The 22,597-nt window shown below is 53.8% G+C and carries 23 protein-coding genes; 8 read left to right on the top strand and 15 right to left on the bottom strand.

Annotation, left to right across the window (positions count from 1 at the left end):
- Window positions 1–14: 14 nt before the first annotated feature.
- The 4 genes from gabD to csiR all read left to right on the top strand — a co-directional run bounded on the left by gabD (window position 15) and on the right by csiR (window position 5,119).
- Window positions 15–1,463, top strand: coding sequence for an NADP-dependent succinate-semialdehyde dehydrogenase (gene gabD, locus AC1MKH_RS09150; protein WP_088128690.1), 1,449 nt, complete (start codon window positions 15–17; stop codon window positions 1,461–1,463).
- Window positions 1,464–1,476: 13 nt separating this feature from the next.
- A complete protein-coding gene (gene gabT, locus AC1MKH_RS09145; protein ID WP_276220311.1) occupies window positions 1,477–2,757 on the top strand; it encodes a 4-aminobutyrate--2-oxoglutarate transaminase in 1,281 nt (426 codons plus the stop codon).
- A 237-nt stretch (window positions 2,758–2,994) separates the two neighbouring features.
- Entirely contained in the window at window positions 2,995–4,395 is a 1,401-nt protein-coding gene (gene gabP, locus AC1MKH_RS09140) for a GABA permease (protein WP_276220312.1), read from the top strand.
- A gap of 46 nt (window positions 4,396–4,441) precedes the next feature.
- A complete protein-coding gene (gene csiR / locus AC1MKH_RS09135) occupies window positions 4,442–5,119 on the top strand; it encodes a DNA-binding transcriptional regulator CsiR (RefSeq protein ID WP_276220313.1) in 678 nt (225 codons plus the stop codon).
- A gap of 5 nt (window positions 5,120–5,124) precedes the next feature.
- On the opposite strand, the gene AC1MKH_RS09130 is transcribed toward csiR, so the two are convergent.
- Window positions 5,125–6,033, bottom strand: a complete 909-nt coding sequence (locus AC1MKH_RS09130) for a LysR family transcriptional regulator (RefSeq protein ID WP_276220314.1) — start codon at window positions 6,031–6,033, stop codon at window positions 5,125–5,127.
- Window positions 6,034–6,199: 166 nt separating this feature from the next.
- Here AC1MKH_RS09130 and AC1MKH_RS09125 point away from each other — a divergent pair, with 166 nt between their 5' ends.
- A complete protein-coding gene (locus AC1MKH_RS09125) occupies window positions 6,200–7,309 on the top strand; it encodes an AI-2E family transporter (RefSeq protein WP_276220315.1) in 1,110 nt (369 codons plus the stop codon).
- 234 nt (window positions 7,310–7,543) lie between these two features.
- Here the strand turns inward: AC1MKH_RS09125 and AC1MKH_RS09120 are convergent, their stop codons facing one another.
- The gene (locus tag AC1MKH_RS09120; RefSeq protein WP_202212812.1) at window positions 7,544–9,061 is read right to left on the bottom strand and encodes a DHA2 family efflux MFS transporter permease subunit; all 1,518 of its coding nucleotides are present in this window, start codon (window positions 9,059–9,061) and stop codon (window positions 7,544–7,546) included.
- The gene (locus AC1MKH_RS09115) at window positions 9,061–10,092 is read right to left on the bottom strand and encodes an HlyD family secretion protein (protein WP_276220358.1); all 1,032 of its coding nucleotides are present in this window, start codon (window positions 10,090–10,092) and stop codon (window positions 9,061–9,063) included. Before AC1MKH_RS09115 ends, AC1MKH_RS09120 begins: the two co-directional genes overlap by 1 nt.
- A 116-nt stretch (window positions 10,093–10,208) precedes the next feature.
- Between AC1MKH_RS09115 and AC1MKH_RS09110 the strand changes: the two genes are divergently transcribed.
- Window positions 10,209–10,997 carry an AraC family transcriptional regulator gene (locus tag AC1MKH_RS09110; RefSeq protein WP_276220316.1) on the top strand — a complete coding sequence of 263 codons (789 nt, stop codon included), beginning with the start codon at window positions 10,209–10,211 and terminating at the stop codon, window positions 10,995–10,997.
- Between the two features lie 139 nt (window positions 10,998–11,136).
- Here the strand turns inward: AC1MKH_RS09110 and uraH are convergent, their stop codons facing one another.
- Complete coding sequence (gene uraH, locus AC1MKH_RS09105; RefSeq protein ID WP_276220317.1) at window positions 11,137–11,538, bottom strand: hydroxyisourate hydrolase; 402 nt, start codon at window positions 11,536–11,538, stop codon at window positions 11,137–11,139.
- 349 nt (window positions 11,539–11,887) lie between these two features.
- Between uraH and AC1MKH_RS09100 the strand changes: the two genes are divergently transcribed.
- Together AC1MKH_RS09100 and AC1MKH_RS09095 are read left to right on the top strand one after the other, a co-directional pair.
- Window positions 11,888–12,490, top strand: a complete 603-nt coding sequence (locus tag AC1MKH_RS09100) for a TetR/AcrR family transcriptional regulator (RefSeq protein WP_276220318.1) — start codon at window positions 11,888–11,890, stop codon at window positions 12,488–12,490.
- 80 nt (window positions 12,491–12,570) lie between these two features.
- Window positions 12,571–13,725, top strand: coding sequence for an MFS transporter (locus AC1MKH_RS09095; protein ID WP_276220319.1), 1,155 nt, complete (start codon window positions 12,571–12,573; stop codon window positions 13,723–13,725).
- A gap of 21 nt (window positions 13,726–13,746) precedes the next feature.
- Here the strand turns inward: AC1MKH_RS09095 and AC1MKH_RS09090 are convergent, their stop codons facing one another.
- The 11 genes from AC1MKH_RS09090 to AC1MKH_RS09040 form a co-directional block, all read right to left on the bottom strand.
- Entirely contained in the window at window positions 13,747–14,655 is a 909-nt protein-coding gene (locus tag AC1MKH_RS09090) for a LysR family transcriptional regulator (protein WP_276220320.1), read from the bottom strand.
- Window positions 14,656–14,739: 84 nt separating this feature from the next.
- Window positions 14,740–15,543, bottom strand: a complete 804-nt coding sequence (gene ccmI / locus AC1MKH_RS09085; protein WP_276220321.1) for a c-type cytochrome biogenesis protein CcmI — start codon at window positions 15,541–15,543, stop codon at window positions 14,740–14,742.
- Window positions 15,540–15,998, bottom strand: a complete 459-nt coding sequence (locus AC1MKH_RS09080; RefSeq protein ID WP_276220322.1) for a cytochrome c-type biogenesis protein — start codon at window positions 15,996–15,998, stop codon at window positions 15,540–15,542. Before AC1MKH_RS09080 ends, ccmI begins: the two co-directional genes overlap by 4 nt.
- Window positions 15,995–16,552 carry a DsbE family thiol:disulfide interchange protein gene (locus tag AC1MKH_RS09075; RefSeq protein ID WP_276220323.1) on the bottom strand — a complete coding sequence of 186 codons (558 nt, stop codon included), beginning with the start codon at window positions 16,550–16,552 and terminating at the stop codon, window positions 15,995–15,997. Before AC1MKH_RS09075 ends, AC1MKH_RS09080 begins: the two co-directional genes overlap by 4 nt.
- Window positions 16,542–18,503, bottom strand: a complete 1,962-nt coding sequence (locus tag AC1MKH_RS09070; RefSeq protein WP_276220324.1) for a heme lyase CcmF/NrfE family subunit — start codon at window positions 18,501–18,503, stop codon at window positions 16,542–16,544. The genes AC1MKH_RS09075 and AC1MKH_RS09070 overlap by 11 nt, the downstream gene beginning before the upstream one ends.
- Window positions 18,500–18,967: a cytochrome c maturation protein CcmE gene (ccmE, locus tag AC1MKH_RS09065; protein ID WP_276220325.1), complete on the bottom strand. Its 468-nt coding sequence runs from the start codon at window positions 18,965–18,967 to the stop codon at window positions 18,500–18,502. Before ccmE ends, AC1MKH_RS09070 begins: the two co-directional genes overlap by 4 nt.
- Entirely contained in the window at window positions 18,951–19,184 is a 234-nt protein-coding gene (ccmD, locus tag AC1MKH_RS09060; RefSeq protein WP_276220326.1) for a heme exporter protein CcmD, read from the bottom strand. Before ccmD ends, ccmE begins: the two co-directional genes overlap by 17 nt.
- On the bottom strand, window positions 19,181–19,918 hold the full coding sequence (locus AC1MKH_RS09055; RefSeq protein ID WP_276220327.1) for a heme ABC transporter permease: 738 nt from the start codon (window positions 19,916–19,918) through the stop codon (window positions 19,181–19,183). Before AC1MKH_RS09055 ends, ccmD begins: the two co-directional genes overlap by 4 nt.
- A gap of 31 nt (window positions 19,919–19,949) precedes the next feature.
- Window positions 19,950–20,606, bottom strand: a complete 657-nt coding sequence (ccmB, locus tag AC1MKH_RS09050; protein ID WP_231827785.1) for a heme exporter protein CcmB — start codon at window positions 20,604–20,606, stop codon at window positions 19,950–19,952.
- Entirely contained in the window at window positions 20,603–21,226 is a 624-nt protein-coding gene (gene ccmA, locus AC1MKH_RS09045) for a cytochrome c biogenesis heme-transporting ATPase CcmA (protein WP_276220328.1), read from the bottom strand. Before ccmA ends, ccmB begins: the two co-directional genes overlap by 4 nt.
- A gap of 41 nt (window positions 21,227–21,267) precedes the next feature.
- On the bottom strand, window positions 21,268–22,596 hold the full coding sequence (locus tag AC1MKH_RS09040) for a c-type cytochrome (protein WP_276220329.1): 1,329 nt from the start codon (window positions 22,594–22,596) through the stop codon (window positions 21,268–21,270).
- Window position 22,597 lies beyond the last annotated feature (1 nt).

Genomic DNA, 22,597 nt, shown 5'->3' with positions numbered 1-22,597 from the left:
AACAGGATGTAGCGATGAAACTTAACGACAGTAACTTATTCCGCCAGCAGGCGTTGATTAACGGGGAATGGCTGGACGCCAACAATGGCGAGGTCATCGATGTCACCAATCCGGCGAACGGCGACAAGCTGGGTAGCGTGCCGAAAATGGGCGCTGATGAAACCCGCGCCGCTATCGACGCCGCCAACCGCGCCCTGCCCGCCTGGCGTGCGCTCACCGCCAAAGAACGCGCCACCATTCTGCGCAACTGGTTCAATTTAATGATGGAGCATCAGGACGATTTAGCGCGTCTGATGACCCTCGAACAGGGCAAACCGCTGGCTGAAGCGAAAGGCGAAATCAGCTACGCCGCCTCCTTTATTGAGTGGTTTGCCGAAGAAGGCAAACGCATTTATGGCGACACCATTCCCGGTCATCAGGCCGATAAGCGCCTGATTGTGATCAAGCAGCCGATTGGCGTTACCGCCGCCATCACGCCGTGGAACTTCCCGGCGGCGATGATTACCCGTAAAGCCGGTCCGGCGCTGGCGGCAGGCTGCACCATGGTACTTAAGCCCGCCAGTCAGACGCCGTTCTCTGCGCTGGCACTGGCGGAACTGGCGATTCGCGCGGGCATTCCGGCTGGCGTGTTTAACGTGGTCACCGGTTCGGCAGGCGCGGTCGGTAATGAACTGACCAGCAACCCGCTGGTGCGCAAACTGTCGTTTACCGGCTCGACCGAAATTGGCCGCCAGTTAATGGAACAGTGCGCGAAAGACATCAAAAAAGTGTCGCTGGAGCTCGGCGGCAACGCGCCGTTTATCGTCTTTGACGATGCCGATCTCGATAAAGCCGTGGAAGGCGCGCTGGCCTCGAAATTCCGCAACGCCGGGCAAACCTGCGTTTGCGCCAACCGTTTATACGTGCAGGACGGCGTGTATGACCGCTTTGCCGAAAAATTGCAGCAGGCGGTGAGTAAACTGCACATCGGCGACGGACTGGATAAAGGCGTCACCATCGGGCCGCTGATCGATGAAAAAGCGGTAGCAAAAGTGGAAGAGCATATTGCCGATGCGCTGGAGAAAGGCGCGCGCGTGGTTTGCGGTGGTAAAGCGCACGAACGCGGTGGCAACTTCTTCCAGCCGACCATTCTGGTGGACGTTCCGGCTAACGCCAAAGTGTCGAAAGAAGAGACGTTCGGCCCTCTCGCCCCGCTGTTCCGCTTTAAAGATGAAGCCGATGTGATTGCGCAAGCCAATGACACCGAATTTGGCCTTGCCGCCTATTTCTACGCCCGTGATTTAAGCCGCGTCTTCCGCGTGGGCGAGGCGCTGGAGTACGGCATCGTCGGCATCAATACCGGCATTATTTCCAATGAAGTGGCCCCGTTCGGCGGTATCAAAGCCTCGGGGCTGGGTCGTGAAGGTTCGAAGTATGGCATCGAAGATTACTTAGAAATCAAATATATGTGCATCGGTCTTTAACTGGAGAATGCGAATGAGCAGCAATAAAGAGTTAATGCAGCGCCGCAGTCAGGCGATTCCCCGTGGCGTTGGGCAAATTCACCCGATTTTCGCTGACCGCGCGGAAAACTGCCGGGTGTGGGACGTTGAAGGCCGTGAGTATCTTGATTTTGCGGGCGGGATTGCGGTGCTCAATACCGGGCACCTGCATCCGAAAGTGGTTGCGGCGGTGGAAGCGCAGTTGAAAAAACTGTCGCACACCTGCTTCCAGGTGCTGGCCTACGAGCCGTATCTGGAGCTGTGCGAGATTATGAATCAGAAGGTGCCAGGCGATTTTGCCAAGAAAACGCTGCTGGTAACGACCGGTTCTGAAGCGGTGGAGAACGCGGTGAAAATCGCCCGCGCCGCCACCAAACGCAGCGGGACCATCGCCTTTAGCGGCGCGTATCACGGGCGCACGCATTACACGCTGGCGCTGACCGGCAAGGTGAATCCGTACTCTGCGGGCATGGGCCTGATGCCGGGCCATGTTTATCGCGCGCTTTATCCTTGCCCGCTGCATGGCATCAGTGAAGATGACGCTATCGCCAGTATCCACCGAATCTTCAAAAATGATGCGGCGCCGGAAGATATCGCCGCCATCGTGATTGAGCCGGTTCAGGGCGAAGGCGGTTTCTACGCCGCAACGCCAGCCTTTATGCAGCGTTTACGCGCGCTGTGTGACGAACACGGGATCATGCTAATTGCCGATGAAGTGCAGAGCGGCGCGGGGCGTACCGGCACGCTGTTTGCGATGGAGCAAATGGGCGTGGCGCCGGATCTCACCACCTTTGCGAAATCCATCGCGGGCGGCTTCCCGCTGGCGGGCGTCACCGGGCGCGCTGAAGTGATGGACGCTGTCGCACCGGGCGGCCTGGGCGGCACCTATGCGGGTAACCCGATTGCCTGCGTGGCCGCGCTGGAAGTGTTGAAGGTGTTCGAGCAGGAAAATCTGCTGCAAAAAGCCAACGACCTGGGGCAGAAGCTGAAAGACGGATTGCTGGCGATCGCCGAAAAACACACTGAGATCGGCGACGTACGCGGGCTGGGGGCGATGATCGCCATCGAGCTGTTTGAAGATGGCGATCACAGCAAACCGAACGCCAAACTCACCGCCGACATCGTGGCGCGCGCCCGTGACAAGGGCCTGATTCTTCTCTCCTGCGGCCCGTATTACAACGTGCTGCGCATCCTGGTACCGCTCACCATTGAAGACGCACAGATCCGTCAGGGTCTGGAGATCATCAGCCAGTGTTTTGATGAGGCGAAGCAGTAGCACCGCACCATGCCGGAGGCGACGCTTACGCGTCTTGTCCGGCCTACGAGAATCCAGGTCGGATAAGGCGTTTACGCCGCATCCGACAATCAGTACGTGAACAGGAATAAATCTATGTCGGCCGGATAAGGCGGAGCCGCTCTCCGGCAAAAAGAATCAATAACAATTAAACGCGTGACCCGACGCGGGAAATGTCGGGGCGCTCTCCCAAGTGACACACTTTCGAGAGGATTCAGGATGGGGCAATCATCGCAACCACATGAGTTAGGCGGCGGGCTGAAATCACGCCACGTCACCATGTTGTCTATTGCCGGTGTTATCGGCGCAAGTCTGTTTGTCGGTTCAAGCGTCGCCATCGCCGAAGCGGGCCCGGCGGTATTACTGGCCTATCTTTTCGCCGGGTTACTGGTGGTTATGATTATGCGAATGCTGGCGGAAATGGCGGTTGCCACGCCCGACACCGGCTCCTTCTCCACCTATGCCGATAAAGCCATTGGCCGCTGGGCGGGCTATACCATCGGCTGGCTGTACTGGTGGTTTTGGGTACTGGTTATCCCGCTGGAAGCCAACATTGCCGCCATGATCCTGCATTCCTGGGTTCCCGGCATTCCCATCTGGTTGTTTTCCCTGGTCATTACCCTCGCCTTAACCGGCAGTAATTTATTAAGCGTTAAAAACTACGGTGAATTTGAGTTCTGGCTGGCGCTGTGCAAAGTCATCGCCATCCTGGCCTTTATCGCGCTGGGTGCAGCGGCGATTAGTGGTTTCTACCCGTATGCCGACGTGAGCGGGATCTCAAGATTATGGGATAGCGGTGGCTTTATGCCGAACGGCTTCGGGGCGGTACTAAGCGCGATGCTGATCACCATGTTCTCATTTATGGGCGCGGAAATTGTTACCATCGCAGCAGCAGAATCTGACACGCCGGATAAACATATTGTCCGCGCCACTAACTCGGTTATCTGGCGTATCTCTATTTTCTATTTGTGTTCTATTTTCGTCGTCGTGGCTCTCATTCCGTGGAATATGCCAGGACTGAAAACCGTGGGTTCCTACCGTTCTGTGCTGGAGTTGCTGAATATTCCGCACGCGAAATTCATTATGGATTGCGTTATTTTGCTGTCGGTAACCAGTTGCCTGAACTCGGCGCTGTATACCGCGTCAAGAATGCTCTACTCCTTAAGCCGTCGCGGGGATGCGCCTGCGGTAATGGGTAAAATCAACCGTAGCAAAACCCCGTATGTGGCAGTATTACTCTCGACCGGTGCGGCGTTTTTAACGGTGGTGGTCAACTATTACGCGCCTGCGAAAGTGTTTAAATTCCTGATAGACAGCTCCGGCGCTATCGCCCTGCTGGTTTATTTAGTCATCGCCGTTTCGCAGTTGCGGATGCGTAAAATCCTGCTGGCGGAAGGCGGCGAAATTCGCCTGCGTATGTGGCTTTATCCGTGGCTTACCTGGCTGGTGATTGGCTTTATTACCTTTGTGTTGGTGGTGATGTTATTCCGTCCGGCTCAACAATTAGAAGTGATATCCACCGGCTTATTAGCGATAGGGATAATCTGTACCGTGCCGATTATGGCGCGCTGGAAAAAACTGGTATTGTGGCAAAAAACGCCACTACACAATACCCGATAGATTGTTATCCCGGCGCAAGCCGGGATTGCTACACAGGAGCAAGGCCATGACCGCTATTCCTCAACCAACGGCCATTGATGGCTATCGCTGGCTGAAAAACGATATTATTCGCGGCGTTTATCAACCCGATGAAAAACTGCGCATGAGCCTGCTCACCGCTCGCTACGGCCTTGGCGTAGGGCCACTGCGCGAGGCGCTTTCCCAACTGGTGGCAGAGCGGCTGGTGACGGTGGTTAATCAGAAAGGATACAACGTCGCTTCCATGTCGGAAAAGGAGCTGCTCGACATCTTCGATGCGCGCGCCAACATGGAAGCCATGCTGGTGCGCCTGGCCATCGAACGCGGCGATGACGCCTGGGAGGCCGAAATCCTTGCCCGCGCGCATATGCTCAGCAAGCTGGAAGCCAATGACGCCAGTGAAAATATGCTTGATGAGTGGGATCGCCGCCATCAGGCGTTCCATACGGCGATTGTCGCGGGCTGTGGTTCGCATTATCTGCTGCAAATGCGCGAACGGTTATTTGACCTGGCCGCGCGCTATCGCTTTATCTGGCTGCGCAGAACGGTGCTGTCCGTCGAAATGCTGGAAGATAAACATGACCAGCATCAGCAATTGACCGAGGTAATACTGGCGCGCGATGCGGCACGCGCCAGTGAATTAATGCGTCAGCATTTGCTGACGCCGATCCCGGTGATTCAGCAGGCAATGGCCGGTTCGCGTTAGGGAGCTTAAACGACATCGAGATTGTCGGAATATCTGAGCGCATCAATGAGTAATGCAAATGCAGGTAGATGCTGCTTTCTGCTCGGGTAATAGAGATAATATCCTGAAAAAACAGGACTCCACTCGGACAAGACTGTCACAAGCCTTCCGTCGGCAATTTGCTGACGGATGCTATCCTCAGGAATAAATGCCAGGCCAAATCCGGACTCCGCAGCATCGATTCGTTCGGCAATGGTATTAAATGTTAGCTGGCCGTCGACCCTCACCTTTAGCTGTTTCCCTGCTTTTTCGAACTCCCAGTGATACAACCCGCCCGCCGTAGGCAAGCGCATATTGATGCAGCGATGATGCTGGAGATCGTGCGGCGTTTGCGGCATGTCATGCTGCGCAAAATAGTCCGGCGAACCGGCAACCACCAGGCGCACGTCGGGACCAATGCGCACGGCGATCATATCTTTATCGACACTTTCGCCCAGACGCACACCGGCATCGAAGCGCCCTTCCACAATGTTGACGAAGCCGTTATCCACCACCAGCTCAACGTTGATATCGGGGTATTGACGTAAAAACGGTTTCAGTTTTGGCCACACCAGACATTTGGCCGAATGTTCGCCCGCAGAGATACGGATATTCCCCGCCGCAACGCCGTTCAGTTGTACAAGTTGTTCCAGCTCTTCATCCAGCTCGGAAAGCCGGGGCTCCAGACAGGCGATGATCCGCTCACCGGCTTCCGTTGGGGCTACGCTGCGGGTGGTGCGCGTTAACAGGCGAATGTTCAGCCGGGCCTCCAGCGCTTTCATTGCATGGCTGAGCGCCGACTGCGAAACACCAAGCTTACCCGCCGCTTTGGTGAAGCTACGCTCTCGTGCGACGGCGAGAAAGAGCTGAAGCTCATTGAAATTTTCTTTAAGCATGGGCGCGTCTCATAGTCCCTGAACTTTGTGCTGAAATGATGAATCATTTTCATAGAGTTAAGCATTCTAGCGCTATTAAATACATTAATCCCCACTGATCTTAATGTTGGTAAATGCGCCACACAGTTCTATAGTCGATACAGACATTCAGTTACAGGATTTACTAATGCGTTTTAATGGACTTACTAAAGGTTTCTTTCTTTTCATCCTGGCCCTGGTCACCTGGGCTTTCTTCGATGTGTTATCGCCGTACTTTTCCGCCATTCTATGGGCGGCGGTATTAACCGTTATTTTCTACCCGGTGAAAAACAAATTGCGCGATGCCATGGGCGATCGTAACGGGTTAGCCTCACTGCTTACGCTGGCGATTATTTGTCTAATTGTTTTCATCCCGTTGATGGTTATTCTCTCATCGCTCGCCTTCGAACTAAATGTGGTTTACACCAAGCTACAGCAGAACAATACACAGTTCCCGGAGGTGGTAGCCGCGATATTCTCGCACCTCCCCGACTGGGCGCGTGGATTCCTGACGGAGCACAACCTGGATGATGCCGCGCAGATCCAGAAAAAACTCTCGGAAGTGGCGTTGCAGGGTGGGCAATATCTTGCGGGCAGCGCTTTCCTGATAGGTAAAGGCACTTTCGGCTTTGCCATTAGCTTCGGCATCATGCTCTATCTGCTCTTTTTCCTGCTCAAAGATGGGCCGTATCTGGTTAATCAGATTCTGGATTCACTGCCGCTTTCCGACTTTGTGAAACAGCACCTGTTCGCCAAATTTGTTGGCGTAACGCGCGCCACGGTAAAAGGCACGGCGGTCGTTGCCATTGTTCAGGGTGCACTGGGCGGTATCGCCTTCGCGATTGTCGGCATCGACGGCAGTATTCTGTGGGGCGCGCTGATGGCGTTTCTGTCGCTGGTGCCTGCCGTGGGGTCAGCCATTGTTTGGGTGCCGGCGGCGATTTTCCTGTTTGCTACCCACCAACTGTGGCAAGCCCTGTTTATTATCGGCTTCTTTGTGATTATCGTCGGTCTGGTCGACAATATTCTGCGTCCACTGCTGGTCGGGAAAGACACCAAAATGCCCGATTACCTGATTCTTATCACCACGCTTGGTGGCATGGAAATTTACGGGATTAATGGTTTCGTCATCGGCCCATTAATTGCCGCCCTGTTCCTTGCCAGCTGGAATCTTTTCTCTGGCCGCGATCATGAAGGTAATGCCGAAGAGCTTGATGAAGCATTTATTGAGGAAGGGAAAAAAGGGCCGGATTTGTAATGGGGGCGGATATCGGCGGCGGTGTTGGTCGCCGATATTGCTAACCGTACAACGGGTCGTTTCCTGCGCTACATGGCAGAACCCGCGGCGACAACTTGCCGTAAATGCTGGTATAGATTAGAGAAACGAGCGAGTCTGGTCTGGTATTGAAAGGTTTGATATGTCCGCTCAGTGCCAGAAGCGGACGTCCAGTGTGACCTGTGAGTTGAGGACGAGCGAATCATCAAATCATCATTACTGTTTTCTACCCATTGCAGGAACCAGCGCGAAAGCCATAAACAAGAGGAGACTAACCAGCAAAAAAGCATCAGAAAATGCCATTGTTTGAGCTTCCTGCATCATCATCTGCCCCAGTAATTTTGTTGCTGCCAGTGGCCCTGCGGTACCGTCACTTCCTCCCTGAATGAAAATTACAGTGTAACGGGTAATGAATTCATTGACAGTTTGTGGCACGGACACAATCTTCTCCCCAATTCTTTGGTAATGAAAATTAGTCCGGTTATTAAGAATCGTCCCACACAGGGCAATTCCGATAGCGCCACCAAGATTACGCGTCAGGTTAAATACTCCCGATGCCAGCTTCAGCCGTTCTTTTGGTATACCGCCCAGGGTTAATGTGACGATCGGCGCCATCGCAAATTGCTGTGAAACACCCCTGATAGCCTGTGGTAGCAGTAGTTCTTGCCATCCCCATTGATGAGTTATGGGGGTGAAAAGAAACATAGAAAACGCAAATCCGCCCAGTCCAGCCATCAGTAACCATTGCAGGTTTATTCTTTTACTCAAATATAAATAAAGAGGCACTGACAGAATTTGAAATATACCGGTTGTGCATACCGCCAGGCCAATATCCATCGCGCTAAACCCTCTGACCTGCCCCAAAAATACCGGGGTCAGGTAAACGGTTGAGAATATCCCCACACCTCCAGCAAAAGAGAAAAAACAGCCCAGCGAAAAGTTTTTATCACTGAACGCATAAAGATCCATAATGGGATTCGATATTGTCAGAGTGCGTGTCGCAAATAAAAGCGCACTCACCAGCGTTAGACCTGATGTCACTATAATCGTACTGTCGTCAAACCATCCCCACCTGGCCCCTTCCTCAAGAGAGTACTCCAGGCATCCTAGCGTAAGCGCAAGTAAAGCAATGCCCAGATAATCTGCACCTTTAAGGAGTGACAGGTTAGGTTTATCAATATCCACCAGCAAAGGAATGCTCATCACCAGATAAAGACCCGGCAATATGTTGATATAAAAAAGCCAACGCCATTCAAGATTATCGGTAATCCATCCTCCCAGGGTTGGCCCAAGCGTTGGAGATAAGGATGCCAGCGCGCTGACAACGGCGGCAGCTAACCCCAACTCTTTGCCCTGGTAATAAATAAAAGCAGTGGTAAAGACCAACGGAATCATCGATGCTCCTGCGGCTCCCTGCAAAGCGCGGAATACAATCATGCTCTGTATATTCCACGCCAGAGCGCAGGCAACGCTCATAACAGTAAAAACCCCGGCAGAAAGCGTAAAAAGCCAGCGGGTTGAAAATACCCGCGACAACCACCCAGAGAGAGGGATAATAATGATTTCCGCAATCAGATAGCTAGTCTGAATCCATGCCATCTCATCTTTGCCTGCTGAGAGACCACCGCCGATTTCATTAAGTGAGGCCGAGACAATCTGAATATCAAGCTGGGCAATAAACAGCCCAATACACATACTGGCGAAGGCGATATGTTTTCGCATAGCGGCCCCCATCAGTGTCGTTCGTTGACGCTAACGGTCACTGAAAGTCCGGGGCGAAGGATGCGCGCCAGTTCATCCACTTTATCAATAGCAATCCGCACCGGAACGCGCTGCACAATTTTAGTAAAGTTGCCGGTGGCATTTTCTACAGGGATCAGGCTAAAACTCGATCCCGTTGCCGGTGCCAGACTTTCGACATATCCGTGAAAAACTTTGCCGTGTAGGACATCTGCCCGTATCTCCGCTTTCATCCCAGGTTTCATCCCGGCAATCTGGCTCTCCTTAAAATTCGCATCTATCCATAGGCCGCTAACCGGTACAACGGAGGCTAACTGCGTGCCTCCCGCCACCCAGCTACCGTCACGGGCGCGACGGTTCGCAACAGTACCCGTTATAGGGGATCGGACAACGGTGTACTCCAGATCGAGCAACGCGCGGTCGAGTGCCGACTTCGCCTCACGGTAGCTTGCCCTTGCGGCTTCCAGTTCGGCAGATAACATTGTCAAACGCTGTTTCTCAGTCTGGTAATCATTCGCCGCTTTGCGTTCTCTGGCTATCATTCGTTGATAATCAAGCCGTGCGTTATCTTTGATTTGTTGAGAAATGGCCGCTGACTTTGCCAACAGTTCGTAACGCTGGCTGTCTTTCGAACTCTTTTGCGCATCGAATTTTTCCGCCTGCCAGGCTTCACCGGCACTCGCGATGACCGATTGTTGCATCGTGATACTGGCACGAATACTGTCTAGATTGGCTTTGCTCCTCGATACTTTCGCCTGAGATTGAGCAACAGCGGCGCGATAATCCCTGTCATCAAGAGTAAGGATAATTTCGCCAGCTTTAACTAGTTGATTGTCGCCAACCTCAATCCGCGAGATATAACCCGAGACTTTACTGGCGACCACGGTAATATTCCCCCCTACATAGGCATCATCCGTGGATTGTATAAAACGACCATTTATTAACCACCATCCGTAAATAATCGCGCAAACCACCAGACAAATTATTCCCACTGTGCGGGTAAGGTGTCTTTTAAAAAAAATCATCATTAATGACCGTCGCTCAGAATGTCTAATACCGTGCATCCTGATGAGGTTGCACATCCATGGCAGAAAAATTATCATGTCTTTTATGATGATAAATGCCAATAAACACATCCAAAATGACAATCACACTACAGCCAGAAGCACTGCCGGGACATCACATCATCGGACTGGATTCTGAACATCTGAACGGTGGGATAGTACCGTGGCATAAGCACATCTATGCCCAACTGCTCTATCCTGCGGAAGGCGCCGTGCGGGTGTGGGCGGGTGGTAGCGTCTGGATGGTCCACGCCAGCTGTGCACTCTGGCTGCCGCCACAGATGCCGCATAAATTTGTCGCGACAGGCAACGTGTTGCTTAAAACCATTCTGATCAATGAAGCACAGAGCAAAATAGTCGGAAATCGGTGTTTCACGACCGGGATTTCACCGCTGTTAAGGGAATTGCTGATTGCGATAAACCAACTGACGCATCAGCAACAAAATAGTCCTGACAGCGAACAGCAGCAGCGTTTTTCTGCCTTAGAGACATTAATTTTGCAGGAAATAAAAGCCGGTGGAAAAGTCTCTCTGGAACTTCCCTGGCCACGTGATATGCGGCTCCAGTCGCTGTGCGAAGAGTTAATGAACCATCCAGGATATCTTCCCTCACTGGATAATCTGGCCGATAAAATCAGCGTCAGTAGTCGCACGCTTATGCGTCTTTTCGTGAAAGAAACTGGCCTGACTTTTCGACACTGGATCCAACAGATGCACGTCATAAGCGCAATTTCATTACTGGAAGAAGGAAGCTCTGTCGCGAAAATAGCTCACCATTTAGGCTATTCCTCAGCGGAATCATTCGGGAATATGTTTAAACGCAGGACAGGTTATTCACCAAGTAAATATAGCGCCTCGATAAAGTAAGAGGTGTTATAACGTTTTTATAGAAATCCTACGTCCGCTCCTCGCACATAGCGGCCTTTACGTGTCTTCGGCAAGGCTTATCCCTATCCAGAGATAGCACTTGCCGCATCCATCGGAATTTATCCTTAAACTCAGCGAATCAGCTACCGCGATAGGTTGAATAGCCGTATTGACTCAACAGAAGAGGGATATGAAGTTTTTCATTATTTTTAGAAACGTTGAACGTCACTGGAATACCTGGGAAAAATGTCTCCATTTTCTGGCTTTTAAAATAGTCACCTGTTTCAAAGGTTACTCTGTAAATCCCCGGTGTCATATCACTGTCTGCGGGATAAAGTGATTTAATTCGGCCACCTGCATCGGTTTTTCCATCGGCAATATGCTTCCAGTTCACTCCCTCTTGTTTATCCAGCACAACCTTCACGCCAGAAGACGGCAGACCCGTTTGCTGGTTAAGAATATGAACGCTGAGAGTCCCTTCAGGGGCAGCTAATACACTCAAGCTACCCAGGGATAAGGCAACAACGATTATTTTTTTCATTGACTCTGTTCCATGACATTCAAAGTGTCTGAAAACTATAGATGCTCTTGTCTACTTTAAAAATTAAACATTTTGTTAACTTTAGATCGCCAACGAAGAGTTGCTCATGACGGCCCCCTGGCCTGGTGAGCTTCTCCGCTCTGTTCAGGAGCGGAAGTTGTAGTGACACCCCCGCAATTACCACAGTAATTAAATGGTCATTGCACATAAAAACTAACGCCGTGGTGCATGGCAATTCACATGAAAATCTGTCTGCGCATCACCGCTGATTTTTTTATGAAAATTATTTGACTGATCGTTCCATAATCAATACTATGCCGCCTCTACTCATTTTAAGTCCCACATCCCTATGAGTGCTGACAAACCAACCTTTCCAGGTCGTCCACGAAAGTTCGAAGATCAGGATGTCATCGATGCTGCCGTCGCTGTTTTTAGCGCCAATGGTTATGCAGGCACCTCTGCGCAAGATTTATGCAATGGTACGGGATTAGGGCGAGGAAGCTTATACAATGCCTTTGGAAGCAAACAAGCCCTGTACGAGCAAGCTTTGTTGCGCAGCCATGAACAAACTATGTCCGCACAGTTAGCAATACTCACACAATCAGGTCCGGTGAAAGAGCGTTTGCATACCCTCCTGCTCTGGGGCATTGCCGAAGATCTTTCTCAGCCAGAGCAGCATGATGCGATGCTCTTATTTTCAGCCCTGGAGATGGGCAGTAAAGATGAAGCCGTTGCCAGCCTGAATAATGAATATCGTGAGCGTTTAGAAAAAACGTTGGTGGCGGTATTTATCGAAGGTCAACAAAGTGGTGAGCTTAACAATAAAGCATCAGCCGTCGAAATGGCGAGAGGCTTTATGGCAGGCTATTACGGTTTACGTGTACTGAATAAAAACATTTCTGATAGAAAAATCCTCGAAGATGTCGTCGCTGGTCTGTTAATCAATTTATAAATTCTAAGCATAAAATTTCATTAATTACTAGCGTTCATTTTTGTAACGATCATTCCAATACAATGGAGAAATAAAAAAACATGCCATTAGTCGTATATATTTTAGGGTTAGCCATTTTTTCATTAGGTACGGCAGAATTGATGGTGGCGGGTATGATGACCACGCTATCTGAAGCATTTGGTGTTACCGTCGGCGAAGTCGGGCATTTGATTTCATATTATGCATTCGGTGTAATGTTAGGTGGACCGGTATTAACCTACGCTTTTCTTAAGTTTAAAGCCCCCTATCGCTCAACATTATTATGGTTATTAGGACTATATGTTCTCGTTCAAGGATTAAGCGTCTTTGTCTCTGATTACAATGTGTTAGTTGCTATTCGAATCGTGACAGGTATTTTGTGTGCAGGGTGCTTAAGTCTTTCGCTCGCGACAAGTATGGCCCTTGTCTCTGTAGAAAATCGCCCTCGCGCCGCGTCAATAGTCATAGCAGGTTTTATGGTATCTAATGTCTTTGGGGTACCTATCGCAACAATCATTGACCAGCACTGGGGCTGGAAAATGAGTTTTGGGCTGGTCGCGGTCCTGGTTTTCATATGCCTGTTAGCATTAGTGCGTTTATTACCACATATGAGCGGCGGCTGTGCTATCAAGATGGCTGAAGAGATAAAGGCATTTAAAAACAAAGCCTACTGGAAAGCCTGCGCTACCAGCTGTTTGATTTTGGGCGCAAGTTTTGCAGCATTCAGTTATTTTGTTCCCGTACTGACGGATGTCAGTGAATTTACAATGCAGACGGTTCCCTTCATCCTGATGCTTTATGGGCTGGCCAATATTATCGGGAATATGGTAACGGGACGTCTTGCCTATCGCCATAGTTTAGCGGTTATGGTTGTCGGATTAACAATATTAAGCATTTCTTTGCTCGGCATGGCACTCTTTGTTCAATACCAGGCGATTGCTATTCTGGCTGTCATACTCATCGGTTTATCAGGCGTACCAATGAACCCGGCAATGATGGCAAGAATTGTCAGCGTGGCTCATCCAGGCCCAATGGTCAATGCCGTTCATACTTCCGTTATCAATATTGGATTAGGTGGCGGTTCTTATTTAGGTGGAATGGCAATTTCATCAGGGTTCGGTTTACGTTCAGCTTTATGGATTGGAATGGTCTTAGCGGTTCTGGCTTTATTATCCGTATTACCTTATATCCGTCGCAGTAAACAAGGCTGGAGCTAATATAGCCGCATAAACCGCGATTTATATTTCATCACCCGCATCTTCATCCACTATCCCTGCCACCCTTTCCGCCAGGAATGAGAGCAATACGCGTGTCACCGCGCTATTCTGTCGATGTTTGGGATACAGCGCGCTAAGTGTCAGATGCGGGGGTGAGCATTCCGCTAATATTTGCACCAGTGAGCCCTGACGCAGCGCATCTTCCACAATAAAGGCGGGCAATAGCGCGATACCCGCACCGGCCTCGGCGGCGTCGCGAATCACTTCACCATGATTACTGCTGAGCGTGCCTTTTACGGCGAAGGTGTTAAGCGCACCGTCCGATTTTAATTTCCAGCCCAGCTGTCCTTCACGCCCGTATAGTAAGCAATTGTGCTGACTTAAATCGTCGCACGATCGTGGCGTGCCGTGAATCTTCAGGTAGTCCGGGCTGGCACAGAGCACCATGGCCAGTTTTCCCAGACAGCGGGCAATCAGCGTGGAGTCCATCAGGTTGCCGATTCGCAGGACCATATCATAGCCCTCGCCGACCACATCGACATAATGATCGCTCATATCGATATGCATCGCTAATTCCGGATGTGCAGCCTGAAATTCCACCACCAGCGGCGCGAGGCGGCGCACGCCATAAATCATCGGCAGGCTGATACGATAGGACCCCGTCAGTTTTTGCTGACGAGCGGAAATAACCTGTTCGGCTTCATGAACTTCGTCGAGTATTCGCTGTGCGTGATGAAAAAAAACTTGCCCGGTGTCGGTTACCGACAGCTTTCGCGTATTACGTACCAGTAAACGAGCGGCGACTTTTTTCTCCAGCGCCGCCATGCGTCGGCTGACATATTGTTTCGACAGCTGCAAATGTTCCGCCGCTGCCGTAAAGCTTCCCATATTCACGATTGTGACAAAAATCCGGATATCTTCTAACTGCATTATTCCACCAGGTACGGGATGCACAATACATCCGTCAATTAACGCTACTCATTGTAAGCGCCAACGCGTCAGGCTGCACGTTTGTTACGATTTATCTCCCCGCGCCAGAATGTCGAGGAAACGGTGTACCATCACATCGCAGCGCATGCCGGTATTGTTCAACAAATTGAGCGGCGGCTGAGTGCTGTTCATTGCTGCCGCGCGTACGCTATCGGGGTATTTTTTCAGCAGTTCATGCAGCTTCATTTCGCCTTGTCGGTTCGCGCTTTCATCACCCGTACACAATAAGGCTCCGGCGTAATCCAGCGCGATGGCCGGGCTATCTGGCGCAAGCTGGCTGGCTCTGGCATACGCGCCTATCGCCATGTCGCCGTTATTGAGCACCATGCCTACCCGCCCCAGCAAACGCCAGGCATCCAGATCGTCGGGCGCCGCCTGGACATGGCTGCGCAAGCCGAGCCCCAGTTGTTCCACTTCATCCGTACGCAATGGACGCTCAGCAGGATTTAACGCGCGTTGCACAAGGCCGCGAAGTTCATTTTGTGCCAGACGTAACGACAGCACTTCACCGATATCGGTCGTTTTCAGAAACACGCCGAGGCTGATAACCACCAGCGCCAGCGCGCCGGGTAACAGCAGCCAGCGGCTTTGAGGGCGTGCTGTCGGCGAGGCCGTTTCCGGGATATCCGACAGCAGCGTACGTTGCAGTTCCACCACCATTGCGTCGCGTTCCTGAGGCGCTTCCAGCTCAATTTCCCGCAGGCGCGAGTGATAAAACGCGCGGTTCAGCGCGTCGTGATTGACGTCATCGCGCGAAGACCACGGAAAGTACAGCAGCGCGAGTGCGCCTACCAGCAGCAGCGCGGCGACGATTAAAAACAGGGTCATAGCTCTTTCTCTTTGTTTAACAGGGCAGCCAGGCGTTCGCGCTCTTCATCGCTGAGCGCATCGCTCTGCGTCATGCGCCGCCGGGCGCGCGTCACCACAACCGTCGCGCCCGCCACAATAAACAGCGCCGGGATCAGCCACAGGGCAATCGTCCCCGGCGTGACGGGCGGTTCATAGCTAACAAAATTACCGTAGCGCGCCACCATGTAATCAATAATCTGCTGTTTACTCTGCCCCTGGCGCAACAGTTCATAGACCTTCAGCCGCATATCGGCGGCGATCATCGCATTGGAGTCAGCGACGCTGTTGTTCTGGCATTTCGGGCAGCGCAGTTGAGAGGTGATTTCGCGAAACGTCTGCTCCTGGACGTCATCTTTAAACTGCCAGGTGTCGATGGCCGCCAGCGCATTGCAGGCCAGCAGCAGCGCGACAATACCGAGTATCCAGCGCCTCATGATGACGCCCCCTCATTGTATTGCTGCCAGAGTGGCGCCAGCTGTTCCCGCCAGACACGATCGTCCAGCGCGCCCGCATGACGCCAGCGAATTACGCCCTGCCCATCAATGAGAAATGTCTCTGGCGCGCCGTAGACGCCGAGATCCAGCCCCAGCATACCGTTGCCGTCAAACAAGCTCAGAGAATAAGGGTTACCGAGGCGATTCAACCAGTCGACCGCTTTCTGGCGATCGTCTTTATAGTTCATCCCCACCACTCTCACGCCCTGCGCAGAGAGCTGATTGAGGAACTGATGCTCCGCGCGGCAGGTTGGGCACCAGGTGGCCCAGACGTTGAGCAGCAGCGGCTTCCCGCTGACCAGCACCGAACGATCGTACACCTCGCCGGGATTACTCAGCGATTCAAGACGAAAAGCGGGAACCGGCTTGCCGATAAGCGCCGATTCAAGCGACGTCGGATCATCCCCGCCCGCGTTACGCATTAATTGCCAGAGCAATGCAACGGCCAGCGCCAGAAACAGCGCCAGGGGTAGAAAAAGCGCTTTACGCGTCATGACTGACCTCCTGACGTGATTTACGCATCCGGTAGCGCGGATCGAGCATGCAGCAAAGCCCACCCAGCGCCATCAGCACACCGCCGTACCAGATCCAGCGAACAAACGGTTTGTAATAGAGACGAACTGCCCAACTGCCGTCATCCAGCTCTTCACCCAGCGCCGCGTACAGGTCACGCGTCAGGCCGCCATCGATGGCGGCTTCGGTCATCATCATGCGGCTGGCGCTGTAAAAACGTTTTTCCGCATACAAGGTGGCTTCCGGACGGCCATGGCGAGTAACCTCAATAACCCCTTCCCCGCCAAACCAGTTCGGCCCGACAATGTCGCGCACGCCTTTAAAGACGAAGTGATACTGGTGGATATCAATGCTGTCGCCCGCCTTCATGCGCACATCGCGCTCGACGCTGTAGCTTTGACTAAAGGCGATACCGGTGACGGTCACCGCCACGCCAATATGCCCCAGCACCATGCCCCACTGGCTGCGAGAAAGTTTCGTCAACCCGCGCCAGAAACCGTGGCGATGGGTGGCGCGTTCATGCAGTTCAATCAGCACGAAGATAAAGACCCACAGTGCCATCATCAGACCGATGACCGTCATTGCGGCGATGCGGTCCTGTAGCCACCACGGCAGAACAATGGACAACACCAGCGTCAGCAGCAGCGAAATGACCAGCCGCTTAATCTGTTTCTTCGCATCATCGCGACGCCAGCGCACCAGCGGGCCGATCCCCAGCAACAGCGCAAACGGTGCCATCAGCACGGTAAACAGGGTATTAAAGAACGGCTCGCCGATAGAGATACTGCCCAGCCCCAGCTCTTTATGCACCAGCGGCAGAAGCGTACCCAGCAGCACTACCAGCATGGCGGCAATCAACAAGATGTTGTTGCCCAGCAGGAAAGATTCCCGCGACCATAATGTGTGTTCGACCCGCGCCCGCACGCTGCCGCCTTTCAGGGCATACAGCAGCAGCGAGCCGCCGATAACCAACACCAGCAGCGCCAGAATAAACATACCGCGCGCCGGATCGGAGGCGAAGGCATGCACCGACACCAGCACGCCGGAGCGCACCAGGAAGGTGCCTAACAGACACAATGAGAAAGCACCGATCGCCAGCAGCACCGTCCAGGCACGGAAACTGCCGCGTTTTTCGGTTACGGCCAGGGAATGCATGAGCGCGGTCCCCACCAGCCACGGCATAAACGAGGCGTTTTCGACCGGGTCCCAGAACCACCAGCCGCCCCAGCCCAGCTCGTAATAGGCCCATGCCGACCCGAGCACGATACCCATCGTTAAGAATACCCATGCCGCCTGCGTCCACGGGCGCGACCAGCGGGCCCAGGCGGTATCGAGTCGCCCGGCCAGTAATGAAGCTATCGCAAAAGCAAACGCCACCGAGAAACCAACGTAGCCCATATAGAGCAACGGCGGGTGGAAGATCATGCCGATATCCTGCAACAACGGATTCAGATCGCGCCCGTCGATGGGATATTCAGGCAGCCCGCGGGTAAACGGGTTAGAGGTGAACAGAATAAACAGCAGGAAACCGGCGCTGACCATGCCCATCACCGCCAGCACGCGCGCGACGGCGTCCAGCGGCATCCGGCGGCTGCCCAGCGCAACGGCGAAGGTCCAGCCGCTCATCAACAGCACCCACAGCAGCAGCGAACCTTCGTGCGCGCCCCAGGTGGCTGCGACGCGATACCAGACGGGCAGCGCAACGTTAGAGTTGTCCGCGACGTAGCGCACCGTGAAATCGTTGACCACGAAGGCGTGCACCAGCACCAGAAATGCGGCAAGAATCGCGAAAAACAGCCCCCAGCTTAAGGGACGCGCCAGCGCCATCAGCCAACGGCTCTGGCGATAGGCGCCCCATAGCGGGTAAATCGCCAGCAGTAGCGCAAGCCCTAATGCCAGACAGAGTAAAAAGTTGCCCAGTTCCGGCATCATTGGCGAGTATCCTTTTGCGCGGTTGGCGCGGTGGTCATGGCGTTATGAATTTCCGGCGGCGTGTAGTTTTCATCGTGCTTCGCTAACACCTGCTGTGCGGTAATATGCCGTTCACCGTCGAGAACACCCTGCGCAACCGCCCCCTGCCCTTCACGGAACAGGTCCGGCAAAATGCCCTTGTAGCTGACTGAGACCGCGCCGCGCGCGTCGTACAGGCGGAAGGTGACATCCAGCGTTTTATCATCACGTTTGATGCTACCCGGCTCAACATACCCCCCTACGCGCAAGCGCTGGCCGATATGCGGCTTTTCCTGCGTTTCATTTTTGCCGTTGAGGATTTCTCCCGGCGTATAGAACAGGTCAATGTTGGTGCTCAGAGCGTACAGCACCAGGGTCACCGCCAGCCCGAGCCCTGCCAGCACGGCCAGTACCAGATAAAGGCGAGTTTTACGGCGTGCCTGCATCGGCCTGCTCCTTATTCATGTGTTCACGCGCGTGGCGAAGCCGTTGCTCGCGACGCTGCTGACGCCGTACAGCCTGCAATAATGCGTGATGCTGCCAGAGCGAATACCCCACCAGCCCCAGCAGCACAATCAGCGTCGTTGCCAGCGAAAGCCAGACATAAAAGGCGTAGCCGCCCATGGCCAGAAAATCGGCGAATGATGAGAATGCAGGCGTCATTGCGCGTCTCCTTTGCTTGTGAGCGTCGCCACCCATGGACGACGACGCTCCTGCCAGAGGATCAGGTTGCGCAGACGCAGCAGCGTTAAGGTGATAAACAGGCAGAGAAAACCGAGGATACAATACCGCAGCGGCATGCGCATACTGACGTCAATCGTCTGCTGCATATTGGTTGAACCCTGGTGCAGGGTGTTCCACCATAAAACCGAGTAATGAATGATTGGCAAATTAACGACGCCAACCAGCGCCAGGATCCCCGCCGCGCGTCCGGCCAGGCGTCGGTCATCGAAGGCGTTCCACAATGCGATTATCCCGGCGTAAAGAAACAGCAGCACCAGTTCAGACGTCAGACGCGCATCCCAGATCCACCAGGTGCCCCACATCGGTTTGCCCCAGGCTGCGCCCGTCACCAGAGCGATTAGCGTATAACCTGCGCCAACCGGTGCCAGCGCAATAAGCGTTAAGTCAGCCATTTTCATCTGCCAGACCAGGCCGATGAACGCCGCAAGCGCCATCATGGCGTAGATCCCCATCGACCACATCGCCGCCGGTACGTGCACGTACATAATGCGGTAGCTTTCACCCTGTTGATAATCGGCTGGCGCGTAGATGAACCCCCACCCTAGCCCGACAATCAGCAACAACGCGCTGAGCATTGCCAGCCACGGAAGCCAGCGGCCGCAGAGCGTGTATAACCGCTCCGGTATCGCCAGTTGATGTAATAATTTCCACATAAAATTGCCCTTCCTGGTGAAAACAGGCCCGTTAAACGGAAAGCCGCAATGCGGCAGCGGTGGCGAACGGACATAGTGTCGCGCTCCCCGCCAGAAAAGCGCCCAGCACCGCGAGATAGCCATCAACGGGTAGACCCGCAGCGGCCGCTTCGCAGGCGGCGGAAGCAAAAATCAGCATCGGAACAGAGAGCGGCAGCACCAGTAAACTGAGCAGAACGCCACCGCGTTTCAAACCCACCGTGAGCGCCGCGCCGACCGAACCAATAAAACTCAGCGTGGGCGTACCCAGCAGTAACGTCAGAAACAGCACGCCTGCGCTGTGTGCGTTCATACCCAGCAGCAGCGCCGCCAGCGGTGAAACCAGCAGCAGCGGCAGCCCGGTCATCATCCAGTGCGCCAGCACTTTCGCCATCACCACGCCCGGGAGCGGCGTCGGCAGCAAGAGTTGCTGCTCCAGCGAACCATCCAGCAGGTCATCGCGAAATAAGCGGTCCATCACCAGCAGCGCGGCCAGCAACGCCGCGACCCAAATAACGCCCGGCGCGATTTGCGCCAGCAGGGCGCTTTCCGGCCCAACACTAAAGGGAAAGAGCGTGATGACAATCAGGAAAAACCACAGCGGGTTAAGGATGTCCGCGCCTCGCCGCCAGGCCAAGCGCAGCTCGCAGAGAAAAATCGTGCGGATCATGAAACGTACGCCTCCCCGCCGGATAACGTTAAGACGCGTAACGGGCAGTTGAGCGAACGCAGCGGCTGATGGGTGGTCAGCACCACGCTGCCGCCCCTGTGCACGTGTTTTTCCAGCCGACGGGTCAGTATCTCAATCGCTGACACATCAAGTGCCGCCAGCGGTTCATCGAGGATCCATAACGCGGCATCGCTTAACCACAGCCGTGCCAGCGCGCTGCGTCGTTGCTGCCCGGCCGAGAGCTGAAACAGCGGCAAGTCTTCGAATCCTGCCAGTCCTATCGCCGCCAGCGCCGTTTCCCGCGCCGCAAGCGTCGAGCGCGGATAAAAGAGGCGCAGATTCTCTTCGGCAGTGAGCGAGGTTTTGACGCCCGGTTTGTGCCCAATCCACAACAGCTGTTGATGAAACGTGTCACGCGCGCGCGAAAGCCGTTCACCGCCCCAGAACACATCACCGTTTTCGGGCTGAGTCAGTCCGGCTAACAGGCGTAGCAGAGAGGTTTTACCTGAGCCGTTCGCGCCCGCTATTTGCACCACTTCCCCGGACTCTACCGTGAAAGACAGCGACTCAAATAGCACCCGTTCCTCGTAGACGCAGGTCAGTTGATTTGCGTGCAGCATGAAAAACCCTTTAACGGGGAGCGAGGCTCCCCGTTTGTCCATTACGGCGTTGGTAGTTTGGAGATATCGGCGTTGCCCATCGCTTTTTCATCGTGAGAAAGCGATTTACGCACCTTCGCCACATCCGATGCACTAACCGGAAGCGCGTTGTTGCCCCAACTGGTGCGGATAAAGTTGGTCACGTCCGCTACCTGTTGATCGTCCAGACGCCAGCCGAATGACGGCATGGTCAGGTTGGAAACCGCTCCTTTCACCGCCGGCGTCGTGCTACCGGTGAGGATGATGTGAATCAGCGAAGTGGCATCTTCCGTCTGCACCACCGGGTTGCCTTTCAGCGACGGGAATGCACGTTTGTAACCTACGCCATCGGTACGGTGACAGGCTGCGCAGTTATCCACATACAGCGACGCACCAGGCTTGCTGTCGTTCCCTTTCCACAAATCTTTCGCCACGCTGTCTTCAACAGGCGCAGGCGTTTGCTTGCCGTCGCGCGGCGGCAGCGATTTGAGGTAGCGGGAAATCGCCGTAATGTCATCGTCAGAGAGATATTGCAGGCTGTGTTCAACCACATCGCTCATGCCGCCGAAGACCACGGATTTGTCGTTACGCCCGGTTTTCAGGAATTCCGCCAGTTCCGCTTCGCTCCAGGTGCCCAGTCCATCGCGATTTTCACCGCGCAGGCTGGACGCCACCCAACCATCAATCGGGCTGTTGCTGCCGGAAAGATAGTTATCGCCGTCTTTTTCGCTCAGGGCTTTTTCCTGCATGGTCAGGCTACGCGGCGTATGACATGCGCCACAGTGCCCCAGCCCTTCAACCAGATAACGACCGCGTTCCAGCACCGGATCGGCGTTTGGATTGATGACGAAGTCTTTCGGCGTTGGCGCAAACATCAGACGCCAGATGGAGAGTGGCCAGCGCATGGAGAGCGGCCACGGGATATCGGAGTCGCGATTTGGCTCGGCCTGCGGTTCCACGCCATGCATAAAGTAGGCGTACATCGCGCGCATATCCGCTTCGCTCACGCGGGCAAACGACGGGAATGGCATCGCCGGATACAGCGTTGAGCCATCTTTGCGGACCCCTTTGCGAACCGCATCGTCAAACTCTTCGAAGGTGTAATCGCCGATGCCGTTCTTTTTGTCCGGCGTAATGTTGGTCGAATAAATGGTGCCGATCGGTGTTTCCATCGGCAGACCGCCGGCGAACGGTTTCCCGTCTTTACCGTTGGTATGGCAAGCCACACAGTCGCCCGCCCGCGCCAGGTATTCCCCCTGACGAATGAGATTGCTGTCGGTTGACGCATCCTGCGCGAAGCTTGCGAAGCTCAGCGCGCCCAGCACCAGCGCCGATAACAGTTGAATTTTCATC

It is taken from the genome of Pseudocitrobacter sp. CD920760, assembly GCF_057782505.1.
Note: the sequence above shows the minus strand (reverse complement) of the source record. Positions and strands in the feature narration are given on the sequence as shown.

Coding starts and splice junctions, on each gene's coding strand:
- AC1MKH_RS09090 (WP_276220320.1), bottom strand. CDS start 14,655: ATGCAGTTAGAAGATATCCGGATTTTTGTCACAATCGTGAATATGGGA.
- ccmE (WP_276220325.1), bottom strand. CDS start 18,967: ATGCAGGCACGCCGTAAAACTCGCCTTTATCTGGTACTGGCCGTGCTG.
- ccmB (WP_231827785.1), bottom strand. CDS start 20,606: ATGATCCGCACGATTTTTCTCTGCGAGCTGCGCTTGGCCTGGCGGCGA.
- gabD (WP_088128690.1), top strand. CDS start 15: ATGAAACTTAACGACAGTAACTTATTCCGCCAGCAGGCGTTGATTAAC.
- AC1MKH_RS09125 (WP_276220315.1), top strand. CDS start 6,200: ATGCGTTTTAATGGACTTACTAAAGGTTTCTTTCTTTTCATCCTGGCC.
- AC1MKH_RS09115 (WP_276220358.1), bottom strand. CDS start 10,092: ATGATTTTTTTTAAAAGACACCTTACCCGCACAGTGGGAATAATTTGT.
- gabT (WP_276220311.1), top strand. CDS start 1,477: ATGAGCAGCAATAAAGAGTTAATGCAGCGCCGCAGTCAGGCGATTCCC.
- ccmI (WP_276220321.1), bottom strand. CDS start 15,543: ATGACCCTGTTTTTAATCGTCGCCGCGCTGCTGCTGGTAGGCGCACTC.
- ccmD (WP_276220326.1), bottom strand. CDS start 19,184: ATGACGCCTGCATTCTCATCATTCGCCGATTTTCTGGCCATGGGCGGC.
- AC1MKH_RS09130 (WP_276220314.1), bottom strand. CDS start 6,033: ATGCTTAAAGAAAATTTCAATGAGCTTCAGCTCTTTCTCGCCGTCGCA.
- AC1MKH_RS09070 (WP_276220324.1), bottom strand. CDS start 18,503: ATGATGCCGGAACTGGGCAACTTTTTACTCTGTCTGGCATTAGGGCTT.
- AC1MKH_RS09095 (WP_276220319.1), top strand. CDS start 12,571: ATGCCATTAGTCGTATATATTTTAGGGTTAGCCATTTTTTCATTAGGT.
- csiR (WP_276220313.1), top strand. CDS start 4,442: ATGACCGCTATTCCTCAACCAACGGCCATTGATGGCTATCGCTGGCTG.
- ccmA (WP_276220328.1), bottom strand. CDS start 21,226: ATGCTGCACGCAAATCAACTGACCTGCGTCTACGAGGAACGGGTGCTA.
- AC1MKH_RS09120 (WP_202212812.1), bottom strand. CDS start 9,061: ATGGGGGCCGCTATGCGAAAACATATCGCCTTCGCCAGTATGTGTATT.
- AC1MKH_RS09110 (WP_276220316.1), top strand. CDS start 10,209: ATGACAATCACACTACAGCCAGAAGCACTGCCGGGACATCACATCATC.
- AC1MKH_RS09080 (WP_276220322.1), bottom strand. CDS start 15,998: ATGAGGCGCTGGATACTCGGTATTGTCGCGCTGCTGCTGGCCTGCAAT.
- gabP (WP_276220312.1), top strand. CDS start 2,995: ATGGGGCAATCATCGCAACCACATGAGTTAGGCGGCGGGCTGAAATCA.
- AC1MKH_RS09040 (WP_276220329.1), bottom strand. CDS start 22,596: ATGAAAATTCAACTGTTATCGGCGCTGGTGCTGGGCGCGCTGAGCTTC.
- uraH (WP_276220317.1), bottom strand. CDS start 11,538: ATGAAAAAAATAATCGTTGTTGCCTTATCCCTGGGTAGCTTGAGTGTA.
- AC1MKH_RS09055 (WP_276220327.1), bottom strand. CDS start 19,918: ATGTGGAAATTATTACATCAACTGGCGATACCGGAGCGGTTATACACG.
- AC1MKH_RS09075 (WP_276220323.1), bottom strand. CDS start 16,552: ATGACGCGTAAAGCGCTTTTTCTACCCCTGGCGCTGTTTCTGGCGCTG.
- AC1MKH_RS09100 (WP_276220318.1), top strand. CDS start 11,888: ATGAGTGCTGACAAACCAACCTTTCCAGGTCGTCCACGAAAGTTCGAA.